This window comes from Amycolatopsis orientalis DSM 43388 (assembly GCF_000411975.1).
In the GTDB taxonomy this organism is placed as follows: Bacteria; Actinomycetota; Actinomycetes; order Mycobacteriales; family Pseudonocardiaceae; genus Amycolatopsis; species Amycolatopsis orientalis_D.
Window position 1 is genome coordinate 1 of the sequence record NZ_ASXG01000110.1, and the last position, 12,231, is coordinate 12,231.

Below are 12,231 nucleotides of genomic sequence, written 5' to 3' on the forward strand. Positions count from 1 at the left end.
CAAGGCGGGAAAGATGCCTTGACAAGCACCCGCCGTCCGCAGTTTGGCTTCGTATCGGGGTGCGGGGGTGGGGCTGGGTGCCTCGATGGGTGGGTGCGGTGGCTGCGGTGTGTGGTGGGTCCGCGGCTTGGGTGCGTGGGATGCGACGAATGTGGCATGGGGCGTAAGCGGCGATGGCGGGAGAGGGTCCGTGAAGGGCTCCTTGAGGGAATCTAATTCCGTGAAGGGTCCCTCACGGACGCCGGGGCGCTGCCGGGGTGGGTCGTGAGGGGAACCTGGGGGAATCAGGGGCCGCGAAGGTGGCCGCAACGGAAAGAGCGCGGCGAGGACTAGTTCAGGTCCGCGGGTTTGGTGAAGGTCGCCAGTTCGGTGGGCGGAAGCGGCACGGCGCCCAGGGTTTCCAGGAAACCGGCTTCTCTGGTGAGCAGGCGGCAGGCGATGCGCAGGCGGCGCAGCGGGTGGGTTTCCTCCAGCAGCAGCTGCCGGTCTTCGAGCGGGAGCAGGCAGTCGGCGGCTAGTTGGTAGGCGAGTTCGCCCAGGTCGGCGTCGTCGTGGGGCGGGTGCCAGTCGTCTGCGTGCCAGGCGGCTTCGCAGTAGCGCTGGTGGGCAACGCGGGCTACTTCGGCCAGCTGGCGGGCCGTGGATTCCGCTGCGGCGGGCACCGGGTCGTCGGGGAGCCAGTCCACCACGGCCATCAAGTACGGCGCGGACGTCCGGTGCAGTTCGCGCAGGCGGAAACGGCGGGCGGCGCGGGTGACTACGTCGTAGCGGCCGTCCGGGAGGCGTTTCGCTTCGCGCAGGATCGTGCTGCAGCCGACGCTGTACAGGTGGTCCAGACCACTTACTTCGCGGACCAAGGGCGCGCGCAGGGCAACCACGCCGAATTCGTGCGCGGGGACGGTGCCGGTGACCAGGTCCGCGGTCAGCTGCCGGTAGCGCGGTTCGAAGATGTGCAGCGGCAGGTGAGTACCCGGGAGCAGCACGGTTTGCAGCGGGAACAACGGCAGGGTCGCCGTTCCGCTGGGGCACTGCTCTGGCTCGGTCACGCGTCCACGGTACGGGCTGCCGAGCCCCGGCGCAGTTCGTGTTTACCGCCGCGGCGGGGGCTTCAGGACCGCGAAAGGGTCGGTGATGTGCATGTCTTTCGCGGCGAAAGAAAAGAGCGCGGCGGGTCGTCCGCCGGTCCGGCCGGGGGGTGCGGTGTGCCCGGTCGGGACTAGCAGGCCGCGCCGCTGGAGCACGCGTTGCAGGTTCGTCGCGGAGACTTTGTAGCCGAGCGCGGCGGAGTACAAGCCCCGCAGCGCGGAGATGGTGAATTCCTCTGGGGCCAGCGCGAAACCCAGGTTGGTGTAGCTCAGTTTCGACCGCAGCCGGTCGCGGGCGCGCAGCACGATCGCCTCGTGGTCGAACGCGGTGCGCGGCAGGGCGTCCACGTCGTGCCACTCGGTGTCTTCGGGGACCTCGGGGTCGACGTCGGACGGGACCAGGCCGAGGAACGCGGTGGCGACGACCCGCGGGCCGGGGACGCGGTCGGGGGCGCTGAAGACCGCCAGCTGTTCCACGTGCTTCAGCTGGCGCACGTCCACCTTCTCCGCGAGCTGTCGCCGGATGGACGTCTCGACGTCCTCGTCGGGGCGCAGCCGGCCGCCGGGGAGCGACCAGCGGCCCAGGTGCGGATCGAGCGCTCGGCGCCACAGCAGCACGCGGAGTGTGTCCGAGCGCACTTGCAGTACTGCCGCCAGAACCTCGTGGGCGAGGGGGGCTCGGGTGTTAAGATGGCTTCGCACGGTTTTCGATTATAAGGCGAAAACCGGATGGGGAGGAACCGGGGTCGATCCGGTTCCGAGGCCGGCGATTCTCGAGAGGGCCGAAGAAATGACCACCACGCTCGACCAGGATCTGACCCCTTACGGCGGGGTCGTCGCGGACGCCGACTGGGCCGCCCGCGTGCGGGAGCTGGCCCGCAAGCGCGACGCGGTGCTGCTCGCGCACAACTACCAGGTCCCGGAGATCCAGGACATCGCCGACTTCACCGGCGACTCGCTGGCGCTCAGCCGGATCGCGGCCAGCAGCGACGCGTCCACGATCGTCTTCTGCGGCGTGCACTTCATGGCCGAGACCGCGAAGATCCTGGCCCCGGAGAAGACGGTGCTGATCCCGGACGCGCGGGCAGGCTGCTCGCTCGCGGACTCCATCACCGGCGCTCAGCTGCGCGAATGGAAGGCCGAGCACCCGGGCGCGGTGGTCGTCTCGTACGTGAACACCACGGCCGAGGTCAAGGCCGAGACGGACATCTGCTGCACGTCGTCGAACGCGGTCGACGTGGTCGCTTCCATCCCGGCTGACCAGGAAGTTCTCTTCCTGCCGGACCAGTTCCTCGGCGCGCACGTCAAGCGCGTGACCGGGCGCGAGAACATGCACGTCTGGGCTGGGGAATGCCACGTGCACGCCGGCATCAACGGGGCCGAACTGGCCGCGCGCGCCGAGGAGAGCCCGGACGCCGACCTGTTCATCCACCCCGAATGCGGCTGCGCGACGTCGGCGCTTTACCTGGCCGGAGAGGGGGCGGTGGCCCCGGAGCGGGTCAAGATCCTGTCCACCGGCGACATGGTGCACGCGGCGCGCGACACCAAGGCGACCTCGGTGCTCGTGGCCACCGAGATCGGCATGATCCACCAGCTGCGCAAGGCCGCGCCGGAGATCGACTTCCGCGCGGTGAACGACCGGGCGTCGTGCCGGTACATGAAGATGATCACCCCGGCCGCGCTGCTGCGGAGCCTCACCGAGGGCGCGGACGAGGTCCACGTCGACCCGGAGACGGCTTCGCGGGCCCGCGCGTCGGTGCGGCGGATGATCGAAATCGGGCAGCCCGGCGGTGGGGAATGAGTGGCCTAGTTAACGCCGAAGAGGCGAAAACCGCACCGGATCCTCGCTGGGAAGCGCGGGCCGATGTGGTGGTGATCGGCAGCGGCGTGGCCGGGTTGTCGGCGGCGCTGCGGGCCCGCGAACTCGGCCTGCACGTGCTGGTCGTGACGAAGGCGGCGGTCTCCGACGGCAACACCCGGTGGGCACAGGGCGGCGTGGCCGTGGTGCTCGACGGCGAGCGCGACGAGGGCGACACGGTCGAGAAGCACACGGCCGACACGCTCACCGCCGGAGCCGGGCTCTGCGACGAGGACGCGGTGCGGTCGATCGTCGGCGGGGGTCCGGCGGCGGTGACCGAGCTGCGGCAGAACGGCGCGGTGTTCGATCACGGTTCGAGCGGCCTGTCGCGGGCTCGCGAGGGCGGGCACAGCGCGTTCCGGGTGATCCACGCGGGCGGCGACGCGACCGGGGCGGAGGTCGAGCGCGCGCTGGTCGCGCAGGCCGGCGAGCGGCGGATCCCGGTGCTGGAGCACCACCTCGCGGTCGACGCGCTGCGCACGTCCGCGGGCGAGGTGGCCGGTGTGACGGTGCTCGACCGCAACGGCGTGCCGGGAGTCGTGCGCGCGTCCGCGGTGGTGCTGGCCAGCGGCGGGTTCGGGCAGCTGTACCAGGCGACGTCCAATCCGGAGATCGCGACCGGAGACGGGCTGGCGCTCGCGTTGCGCGCTGGCGCGGCGGTAGCCGACATCGAGTTCGTGCAGTTCCACCCGACGGTGCTGTACACGCCGGGCGCGCGCGGGCGGTGTCCGCTCGTCACGGAGGCGGTGCGCGGCGAGGGTGCGACGCTCGTGGACGGTGCGGGCGCGTCGGTGATGGCCGGGGTGCATCCGCTCGGCGACCTCGCTCCGCGCGACGTCGTGGCGGCGGCGATCACCCGGCGGCAGACGTTGGCTCCCGGCGGCATCGACGACCACGTTTTCCTTGACGCCACTAACATTCCCGGGTTCGCGAAGCGGTTCCCGACGGTGCACGCGGCGTGTGCGGTGCTCGGGATCGACCCGGCGGTCGACGCGATCCCGGTGACGCCCGCGGCGCACTTCGCGTGCGGTGGCGTGGTGGCCACTGTGGACGGACGCTCGACCGTGCGCGGGCTGTACGCGGCGGGCGAGGTGGCCCGGACCGGGTTGCACGGGGCGAACCGGTTGGCGTCCAACAGTCTTCTCGAGGGTCTCGTCGTAGGGCAGCGGGCCGCGGAGGCGGTCGCCGCGGATCTGGCGGCCGGGTTGCTGCCGGATCCGGCGCGGGGGCGGAGTCCGCAAAGGACAGTCGCTCCGGCAGCGGAACGGGATGTGCTGCAACGGGTGATGAGCCGGTACGCGGCGATCGGCCGGGACGCGGACGGACTCGCCGCGGCGGGCTCGGCGCTCGATTTGTCGACAACGGACAGTCCGTTGTGGACGCACCGGGCGGTCGAGGACGCGGCGCTCACCGTGGTGGCGCAGGCGTTGCTCGCGGCGGCGGAGCGGCGGACGGAATCGCGGGGATGCCACGTGCGGACGGACTTCCCGGAGCGGGACGAAGGACTGCGGCGGAGCCGGCTGATCCGGCTGAGCCCGTCGGGGCAGCCGGTGCTGGTCGAGGCGGCGTCGTTGGAAGGGGTGGCATGAGCGGGGAATTTTCCGAAGCGGTCAAGCAGGCGCTGATGGTGGACGGGCTGGACGTCGCCGATGTCCGGCGGGTCGTGACCACCGCGCTGGAAGAGGATCTGCGGTACGGGCCGGACGCCACGACGGCGGCCACGGTTCCGGCGGACGCCCGCGCGGTGGCGGAGCTGACGCCGCGCGTCGCCGGGGTCGTGGCCGGGATTCCGGTGGCGCTGGCGGTTTTCGACGAGGTGCTCGGCGACGACTACGAGGTGGTCTCGATCCGCGAGGACGGTTCGCGCGCCGTCGCGGGAGAGCCGGTGCTCGTGCTGCGGGGTCCGGTGCGCGGGCTGCTGACCGCGGAGCGCACGGCGCTGAACCTGTTGTGCTTGCTGTCCGGAGTGGCGACGGCCACCGCGGCGTGGGTGTCCGCGATCGAGGGAACCGGCGCTGCGGTAAGGGATTCGCGCAAGACGACCCCGGGGTTGCGGCTGCTGCAGAAGTACGCGGTGCGATGCGGCGGCGGCGTGAACCACCGGATGGGGCTCGGCGACGCGGTGCTGATCAAGGACAACCACGTGGTCGCGGCCGGTTCGGTCACCGCGGCGCTGGCGGCGGCTCGCGAGCACGCGCCGCAGCTGCCGTGCGAGGTCGAGGTGGACGATCTGGCCCAGCTGGACGAGGCGCTGACCGCACGGGCGGACGAGGTGCTGCTGGACAACTTCACGCCGGAGGAGTGCGTGAAGGCGGTCGCGCGGCGGGACGAGGTGTCGCCGACGACGCGGCTGGAGTCGTCCGGCGGGCTGACGCTCGAGGTCGCACGCCCGTACGCCGAGTCCGGAGTGGACTATCTCTCCGTCGGCGGGCTCACGCATTCCTCGCCCGCCCTCGATCTCGGGATGGACCTGCGTTGACCCTGTCGCCGCGGCCCGCTCTCCACTAGAATCTCCTTGTCGGACAAGGGGAGGGGGCCGCGGTGCGGGGAATTGCCGCCGGAGCGGTGGCCGCGCTCGTGGCGCTCGGCCTGCCCGTCACGGCGACCTCGGCCGGGGCGGCCTCGTGCGCGAATCCGTCCGGCCCGTACACCGGTCCGGTGTCGTGGGGGCAACGGCTGGTCAACCCGCCGCGGCTGTGGGCGCTGACCAGGGGCGAGGGCCAGACCGTCGCGGTGATCGGCACCGGCGTCGACAAGCAGAACGCGCAATTCGGGCCGGGACAGGTGCTCGGCGGGGCCGGCACCGCGGATTCCGACTGCGACGGACGCGGCACGATCGCGGCGGGCATTGTCGGGGCGCAGCCGGCGGACGAGACCACCTTCACCGGCGTCGCGCCCGGCGTGAAGCTGCTTCCCTTGCGCTACACCGAAAGCAACGGTTCGTCCTCGGACGGCGGCGGCGATCCCGGTGCGCTGGCCGGGGCGATCGACACGGCGGTCGACCGTGGTGCGGGCGTGCTTCTCGTGGCGGTCCCGGCGGGATCGGACAGCCCGGCGCTCACCGCGGCGCTCGACCACGCGAAGTCGCGCGGAGCCGTGGTGATTTCGGCCGCGGCGGCGACTCAGCAAGGGGCGCATACGTATCCGACCGCGTCGAAGGGCGTGCTCGCGGTCGGCTCGACGGACGAATCCGGCGCGCCGGTGCAGACCGAAGCCGGGGATTACCTCGGAATCTCCGCGCCCGGCGCGAATCTGGTGAGCACGTCGGCCGGCGGCGGAGGCGCGGTCGCGCACCGGTGGCCGATCACCGACCCGAGCCTGGCCGCGGCGTATGTCGCCGGAGTCGCGGCGCTGGTTCGCTCGGCGCATCCGGAACTGAAGGGCGAAGAAGTGGTGAACCGGTTGCTGCTCACCGCTTCCCGCCCGCCGTCTGGGGCGCGCGATCCGCGCCGGGGCTGGGGAATGGTCGACGCTTACGCCGCGGTGTCTTCGACATTGCCCGCGAACGCGCCCGGTCCGAGTGCCGCGGCGGTGCGGTCTGCGCTGCCCGCAGTGGTTCCGGCCGCGGCGCAGGCTCGGCCGACGTCGGACGTGGCGGCGGGAGTGGTTGCGGTAGGCGGGGTCGCGGTCGCGGCCGCGGCCGGGGTGGGCGTGGCGGCGTTCCGGCGGGGGCGGCGGCGTGGGTGGCGGCCGTCGCGGTTTCGGGCGTGAGGGTGTCGTGAGCGGCGATGCCGGTTCTAACCGGTCTCAACGCTCACGAGGCGGGTCGAGCCGATGATCGCGACGCCGCGTCCGTCCCGAGCGAGGTGGACGCTGAAATCCGCGCCGTCGCGGGAAAACCGTGCGATCACCTCGCGATAGGTGCTGCGGTCGTACGCTTCCCAGCCCGCCTTTTCCAACGTCGGACGCACCGCCTCGGCCAGCACGCGCAGCGCGCCTGGGCTTTCCTCCAACCGGACCCCGTACTGCCAGCACACCAACTGCCCCGGCCGCGACGGATCGCAGTCCAGTTCACCGTCCACTGTGGCCAGTGCGCGCGGTCCGAACGCCGCGGCCACGCTGTCGACGACGTTCGTCAGTTCGGCGGCCAGATCCTTCAGTTCCCGGGTGATCACGGCAGCACCGCCGGAACCGGCGCGGGAGCCTCAGTGACGTGGCCGCCGGTCAACACGCCGTAGATGTTCTCCCAGGAATCCGAACCCGGCTTGAGCACGCCGCTGTGCGAGGACAAGCCCCACTGCACGTTGCCGGCGGCGTCGCGGCCGGTGGCGAGTTCGGTGACGCCGGGGAAGATGTCCGGGTCGGCGCCGTGGCCGATGCCGGTCCATTCCAGTGCCCCGGCGTTGCCCTGGGCGAGGACGATCGGGTCGAGCGGTGCGGTCATCGAATACCGCTGCACGCCGGCCTGGCTCGGCGGCAGGTCCGCGGGGCTCCATACGCCGTGTCCCATGCCCGCCGACTCTACGTGCAGCACCCGGTCCACTGGCAAGCCTTGCTGGTCAGCGAGCCCGACGGTGGCGCCGCCGTAGCTGTGCCCGATCGCGGTGATCGTGGCCGCGCCGCCGGTCTGGGCGTCGACCTGGCCGCGCAGTTCGTCGCCGAACGCCTTGAGGTTCGGGGCCATCGTCTGCGCGTAGCTGGCTTCGGCGCCCTCGGTGGTGACGTTCTGCGGGAACACGCCGTCGGCCCACACGACCATCGCGGTGCGGCCGCTCGGATCGGCGGCGACGAGACTGCGGCCGAGGTCGGCGTAGGACTGGAAGGTGTCCATCCGGGTGTGCACGCCGGGCACGAACAGCCCGACGTTGCGCGTGCCCGGCTGGATCGAGCCGACCAGTTCGGCGATCCGCCCGTTGCCGGACGGATCGAACCGCAGGATCTGCCGGCGGTCGTCGAGAATGCTCTGGTACAACGCGATCCGCCGCTTCGAGCGGGCGATGGCGTCCGGATCGGACAGTCCGGCGAGACGGATCCGCTCGGCGGCGAGCGCGTCGGAGACCTTCATCCGGTTGGCCGCGATGGTCCCCGCCCAGCCGCCGCTCGCGGCGGATTTCCCGGCGGACGGAAGCGGCTCCTCGGGCAGCAGCGAGCGGTACATCGCCGCCACCTGCTCGTCGGCGCGCCGGTATCCCGCCGAAGACGCGGTGAGACCGTCCCGGAGCACTTGGGCGCGGACGACGCGCTGGTCCACGTCCGCGGCGAGCGCGCTGAGCGTCTTCGCCAGCCCGGCGGCACAGCCGGACGACGCGGCGACCTGGCCGAAGGCCGTGGCGGCCACGCGTTCGCCCGCCACGGACTGCCCCGCGGTCCGGATCGCTCCGGCGCGAGCGTCCACTTCGGACGCCGCGGCGGCGAGTTTCGCCGGGGCGACCCGGTAGCCGTCGGTCACGGCTGGTCGGCCGGCTCTTCGCCGACGACCGAGGGCGCGACCGGGGCCTGCTGGCCCCACACGTTCTCGGTTTCGACGAGCCACGCGGGAATCCGCCGGCCGGAGCCCAGGTCGGCTCCGGCGCCCATGCCCATCGGCATCATGGGCATCATCGGCATGGCGCTCTTGGCCGCCGCGCCCGCCGCACCGGCGGCCCCGCCCGCGAGTCCGCTGAGGACGTTCGACGGGGCGGTGCCGGCGAGTCCGGAGTGCGCGGCCGGGGCTTCCCCGGATCCGCTGAGGCCGCCGCCGGACGGAATGCCGCCGCCGTCGATCGACGGGGCTTCCCCGCCGCCGACCGGGATGCCGCCGCCGCCCCCGCCCGCGGGACCGGCTCCGCCGCCGAGTTTCGTGCCCGGCGGGGTCTCCGGCTCCTTGTCCTTGCCGTCCTTGTCTTTGTCCTTGTTGTCCTTGCCGCCGCCCGAGGCCCATGACGGAACCCTCGGCATGATCGAGCCGAACCGGCCGAACGCCGCCGCCGAGGCGGCCGCGAGACCGGCGGTGAACATGTCGCCGAACAGCGGGCTTCCCGACGTCTGCGCCGGGTGCCCGGACGGGGAGCCGGGAATCTGGGTGCCGTCGGTGGGCAGCGGGTGCGAGTCGACCGGGGCGCCGACCGCGGTGCCGCCGTCCGGGCTGTTGCCGATCGGGCCGGGGGCGCCGCCGGTCGAAGCGCCGCCGCCGGGGACGGGCTTGGGCGGCGGGGCGGCCGCGTTCGGCGAAACCGGGATCGAATCCTCGGCAGTGTCGTAGTTAGTCGCGAGGGTGTTCATCACGACGATCGCCTTCGCGTGCGCGGACCCGGCGGCGTTGGCGGCCTGTTGCTGCGCTTCGACGTTGGCGATCGCCTGCTGCCGCTGCTGGGTCGCGGCGATGATCGTGGCCGGCGGGGCGTCCGGCGGGAGCAGCGGCGGGTTGACCGCCAGCGCGACGTCGGCGGGGGAGACGTCCGGCACCGCGACCGGCGGCGGCATCTCGGCCTTCGCCTTGACCAGCGCGTCCGCGGCGTCCTCCAGCATGTCGCGCATGCCCTGCGCGGTGACCGCGACCTTGCGGATGCCGCCGACGAGGTCGGTCATCATGGTCCGGTACTGGTCGGCCGCGCCGCCGGTCCACGCGCTGGAGAAGTCGGTCAGCTGATCGGACAGGTTCTCGGCCTGGTCGTACAGCCCGCGCGAGGCCGAACCCCACTGTTCGGCCGCGGCGCGCGCGGTGGTCGGGTCGCCCGCCTGCAGCATCGCGTAGAGCTGCTGGTGGGTGTAGCCGGCGAAGTTGGTGCGAGGGCCGCTCATGCGTCCTTACCCCCAGAGGATTCCAAGCCCAGCAACGAAAAAAGCGGGTCGAGCAGACCGGTCTGCTGACCCGAGTGGTGCAGGTCGCCCGCGACCGACTGGTCGGCCTGGGCGTATCCGTCGGCGACGGTGGTGGTGACGTCCTGCGCGAACGTGATCGCCCCGCGGACCTGTTCGAGCAGGCCCTGCATTTCGGCGACCGCGGCGCGGTGGGCGTCGGCGAGCGAAGCGGCTTCCCCGAACTCCCCGAACAGCAGCGGATGCTCCCCGAGGGTGCGCAGGAAGTCGTTCGGCCGGGACATCGCGTGGATCTGGGTTTCCAGCTCCCGGACGAAGTCCGTCAGCGATTCCAGGTGGACGTAGTACGACTGGTCGGGCATCGGCCGGTGACCTCTCGTGCGGCAGGACGCGGGAAAGCCGGCCGTCCGGAGCGGGCGGGGGTGGTCCCGTCCCGGACGGCCGGCGTCGGGGCCGGATCAGGCGAACAGGCCCTGGTTGCGGTTCTCCAGCTGGTGCTGGAGATCGTGGGCGTCGCCGACCTTGGCGCCGAACTGCGCGATGATCGCGACGATGTCGGCGGTCGCCTGGCGGAGCCGGGTCTCGGACGCGCGCGCCGCTTCGCCGGCGGAGCTGCCCGAGGCGTACCAGGTCTGGGTGATCGGCTGCAGGTTCTGGTGCAGCTGCTCCAGCTGGGAGGTCAGCGCCTTCGCCTTGGCGGCGAGCGACGCGGAGCTGTGCTGCAGCGCCCCGAAGCTGATTTCTACGACGTCAGCCATGGTGTCTGGTCCTCTCTCAGCGGTTGAGGCGAGGGATCACGTTGCCCTCGACGGTGTGGCTGACGGCCTGGAAGCTCTGGTGCACGTCGGCGTCGCCCGCGTTGTAGTTCGCGTGGCTGGTGTGCACGAGCTGCGACATGGTGTCGAGCTCCTGGACGGCGGCGGCCATCTTCTCCTGGAGCCTGCGCTGCAGGTCCCAGAAGGCGACCGCCTGGTCGCCCTTGTAGTTCCGCAGCGTCTCGGTCAGCTCGGACTCCAAGCTGGCCATCGTCGTCTTCGCGTTCGAAGCGGTTTCCTCGAAGCCCTGGACGGCGCGCGTCATGGCAGCGGAATCTGCCTGGAATCCCGGACTGGACATCTGACGGGCCACCTCCTTCCCTCTCGTGGAAAATCCCGGTGCGCGGCGGGCCGCGCGGTGTGAATGTCACGCTAGAAAAAGAGGCGGTGTGGTCAAACGGCACAACTGCCGGTCGCGTTGACGGCACTATTACCCACAGGTGGGGCGCGCCCTACCGGCGAGACGGGGGCCGACGCCAGTGCCCGGCTTCCCGCGTGCGGCCAGGCTGGCTCCATGGCTTCCTGGGGATTGCGACTGTTCCGGCTGCACCGCCCGCTCGGCGTGCTGGCCGGGGCGATGGTGCTGTTGCTGATCGCGTGCGGGTTCGGGCTGCTGCTGGATGATCGCACGCTCGTCAACGCGCCGTTGTGGGCGAAACCGTTCAAATTCGCGGTATCCGTGCTGGTGTACGCGCCGACGCTGGCCTGGCTGTTGTCCTTGGTGAAACGCGGCCGCCGCGTCGGCTGGTGGATGGGCACGGCGTTCGCGGTCGGGATGGGCACGGACATGGCATTGCTGGTGTGGCAGGTGTTGCTCCAAGACCGTCCGCTGCATTTCAACCACGCGACACCCGCCGACGTGACGATCGGCAACCTCCTGGCCACTGGGGCGTTCGTCGCGTGGGGCGCGACCGCAGCGGTGGTCGTCCTGCTGCTGTTCCAGAAGCTGCCGGATCGCGCGCTGACGTCCGCGCTGCGGTGGGGAACCGCGCTCGCGGCGGGCGGAATGGGGTTGGCGCTCTTGATGTTCTCGGCCAGCCCGGCACAGCAGCGGGTGCTGGACGGCGGCGGGAAACCGGCGATGATCGGCGGGCACACGATCGGTCTCGAGGACGGCGGGCCGGGATTGCCGCTGCTCGGCTGGAGCACGGTCGGCGGGGATTTGCGGATCGCGCATTTCGTGGGAATCCATGCGATTCAGGCGCTGCCGCTGCTGGCGCTCGGGCTGGTCGCGCTGTCCCGGCGGTATCCGATGCTGTCGAACGAACTCGTGCGGCGGCGGCTGGTGTGGACCGGCGCGTTCGGGTACGCCGGGCTCATCGTGCTCACTGCGTGGCAGGCGATGCGCGGGCAGTCGATCGTGCGGCCGGACTTCTGGACGCTGGCTGCGGCGGCCGGATTGGCCGCGGCGGTGGTGCTCGGCGGTGTGCTGTCGGCGCGCGTTTCCGCTCAGCGGCGGGCATTGAGGGGGCTCTGAGATCTCTCCGGTATCTCTACCTCTTGCCGGGCTGGGCGTGCGTGGATTCGCTGCGGCGCGTGTCGGGCGACGTCGCGTTCGAGTACGGACAGCGGCGGGTCAGCCGCGGTGAGGTGCTTGAGCTGGTGGGGCGGTTTGCTGCTGGGTGGCGGGGGCGGCGGCTCGTCGCCTGGCGGCGACATTGCGCCTTGTCCCGGCGTGGGGCACCCCGAAGCTTGATTGTGCTGACGGGCGGTGGGTGCTTGTCAAGGCGGGAAA

At 71.7% G+C, this 12,231-nt stretch carries 13 protein-coding genes; 5 read left to right on the plus strand and 8 right to left on the minus strand.

Features of this window, described 5'->3' with window-relative positions:
* Positions 1–329: 329 nt before the first annotated feature.
* Positions 330–1,046, minus strand: a complete 717-nt coding sequence (locus L942_RS21600; RefSeq protein ID WP_037363333.1) for an LON peptidase substrate-binding domain-containing protein — start codon at positions 1,044–1,046, stop codon at positions 330–332.
* A 42-nt stretch (positions 1,047–1,088) separates the two neighbouring features.
* Positions 1,089–1,730: an NUDIX hydrolase gene (locus L942_RS21605; protein ID WP_268745733.1), complete on the minus strand. Its 642-nt coding sequence runs from the start codon at positions 1,728–1,730 to the stop codon at positions 1,089–1,091.
* Between the two features lie 145 nt (positions 1,731–1,875).
* Between L942_RS21605 and nadA the strand changes: the two genes are divergently transcribed.
* The 4 genes from nadA to L942_RS21625 all read left to right on the plus strand — a co-directional run bounded on the left by nadA (position 1,876) and on the right by L942_RS21625 (position 6,654).
* A complete protein-coding gene (nadA, locus tag L942_RS21610) occupies positions 1,876–2,886 on the plus strand; it encodes a quinolinate synthase NadA (protein WP_037363338.1) in 1,011 nt (336 codons plus the stop codon).
* Positions 2,883–4,532: an L-aspartate oxidase gene (locus tag L942_RS21615; protein ID WP_081655164.1), complete on the plus strand. Its 1,650-nt coding sequence runs from the start codon at positions 2,883–2,885 to the stop codon at positions 4,530–4,532. Before nadA ends, L942_RS21615 begins: the two co-directional genes overlap by 4 nt.
* Positions 4,529–5,422: a carboxylating nicotinate-nucleotide diphosphorylase gene (gene nadC, locus L942_RS21620; RefSeq protein ID WP_037363342.1), complete on the plus strand. Its 894-nt coding sequence runs from the start codon at positions 4,529–4,531 to the stop codon at positions 5,420–5,422. The genes L942_RS21615 and nadC overlap by 4 nt, the downstream gene beginning before the upstream one ends.
* Before the next feature lie 62 nt (positions 5,423–5,484).
* Positions 5,485–6,654, plus strand: coding sequence for a S8 family serine peptidase (locus tag L942_RS21625; RefSeq protein WP_037363346.1), 1,170 nt, complete (start codon positions 5,485–5,487; stop codon positions 6,652–6,654).
* Between the two features lie 26 nt (positions 6,655–6,680).
* Here the strand turns inward: L942_RS21625 and L942_RS21630 are convergent, their stop codons facing one another.
* From L942_RS21630 to L942_RS21655, 6 genes are all read right to left on the minus strand, one after another.
* Positions 6,681–7,058, minus strand: coding sequence for a hypothetical protein (locus tag L942_RS21630; RefSeq protein WP_037363348.1), 378 nt, complete (start codon positions 7,056–7,058; stop codon positions 6,681–6,683).
* Positions 7,055–8,332 (minus strand): alpha/beta hydrolase, encoded by a 1,278-nt coding sequence (locus L942_RS21635; protein WP_037363350.1) that lies wholly within the window; start codon positions 8,330–8,332, stop codon positions 7,055–7,057. Before L942_RS21635 ends, L942_RS21630 begins: the two co-directional genes overlap by 4 nt.
* The gene (locus L942_RS21640) at positions 8,329–9,663 is read right to left on the minus strand and encodes a WXG100 family type VII secretion target (protein ID WP_037363352.1); all 1,335 of its coding nucleotides are present in this window, start codon (positions 9,661–9,663) and stop codon (positions 8,329–8,331) included. The genes L942_RS21635 and L942_RS21640 overlap by 4 nt, the downstream gene beginning before the upstream one ends.
* Complete coding sequence (locus tag L942_RS21645) at positions 9,660–10,043, minus strand: hypothetical protein (protein ID WP_037363355.1); 384 nt, start codon at positions 10,041–10,043, stop codon at positions 9,660–9,662. The genes L942_RS21640 and L942_RS21645 overlap by 4 nt, the downstream gene beginning before the upstream one ends.
* A gap of 96 nt (positions 10,044–10,139) precedes the next feature.
* Positions 10,140–10,439 carry a hypothetical protein gene (locus L942_RS21650; RefSeq protein WP_020657677.1) on the minus strand — a complete coding sequence of 100 codons (300 nt, stop codon included), beginning with the start codon at positions 10,437–10,439 and terminating at the stop codon, positions 10,140–10,142.
* 16 nt (positions 10,440–10,455) lie between these two features.
* Complete coding sequence (locus L942_RS21655) at positions 10,456–10,797, minus strand: WXG100 family type VII secretion target (RefSeq protein WP_081655165.1); 342 nt, start codon at positions 10,795–10,797, stop codon at positions 10,456–10,458.
* Between the two features lie 213 nt (positions 10,798–11,010).
* Here L942_RS21655 and L942_RS21660 point away from each other — a divergent pair, with 213 nt between their 5' ends.
* Positions 11,011–11,973 carry a hypothetical protein gene (locus L942_RS21660; RefSeq protein ID WP_037363357.1) on the plus strand — a complete coding sequence of 321 codons (963 nt, stop codon included), beginning with the start codon at positions 11,011–11,013 and terminating at the stop codon, positions 11,971–11,973.
* The last annotated feature ends 258 nt before the right edge of the window (positions 11,974–12,231 follow it).

What these genes read in the sequence shown, in the direction of transcription:
- nadA (WP_037363338.1), top strand. Translation starts at nt 1,876, where the DNA reads ATGACCACCACGCTCGACCAGGATCTGACCCCTTACGGCGGGGTCGTC.
- L942_RS21615 (WP_081655164.1), top strand. Translation starts at nt 2,883, where the DNA reads ATGAGTGGCCTAGTTAACGCCGAAGAGGCGAAAACCGCACCGGATCCT.
- nadC (WP_037363342.1), top strand. Translation starts at nt 4,529, where the DNA reads ATGAGCGGGGAATTTTCCGAAGCGGTCAAGCAGGCGCTGATGGTGGAC.
- L942_RS21640 (WP_037363352.1), bottom strand. Translation starts at nt 9,663, where the DNA reads ATGAGCGGCCCTCGCACCAACTTCGCCGGCTACACCCACCAGCAGCTC.
- L942_RS21645 (WP_037363355.1), bottom strand. Translation starts at nt 10,043, where the DNA reads ATGCCCGACCAGTCGTACTACGTCCACCTGGAATCGCTGACGGACTTC.
- L942_RS21650 (WP_020657677.1), bottom strand. Translation starts at nt 10,439, where the DNA reads ATGGCTGACGTCGTAGAAATCAGCTTCGGGGCGCTGCAGCACAGCTCC.
- L942_RS21655 (WP_081655165.1), bottom strand. Translation starts at nt 10,797, where the DNA reads ATGTCCAGTCCGGGATTCCAGGCAGATTCCGCTGCCATGACGCGCGCC.
- L942_RS21660 (WP_037363357.1), top strand. Translation starts at nt 11,011, where the DNA reads ATGGCTTCCTGGGGATTGCGACTGTTCCGGCTGCACCGCCCGCTCGGC.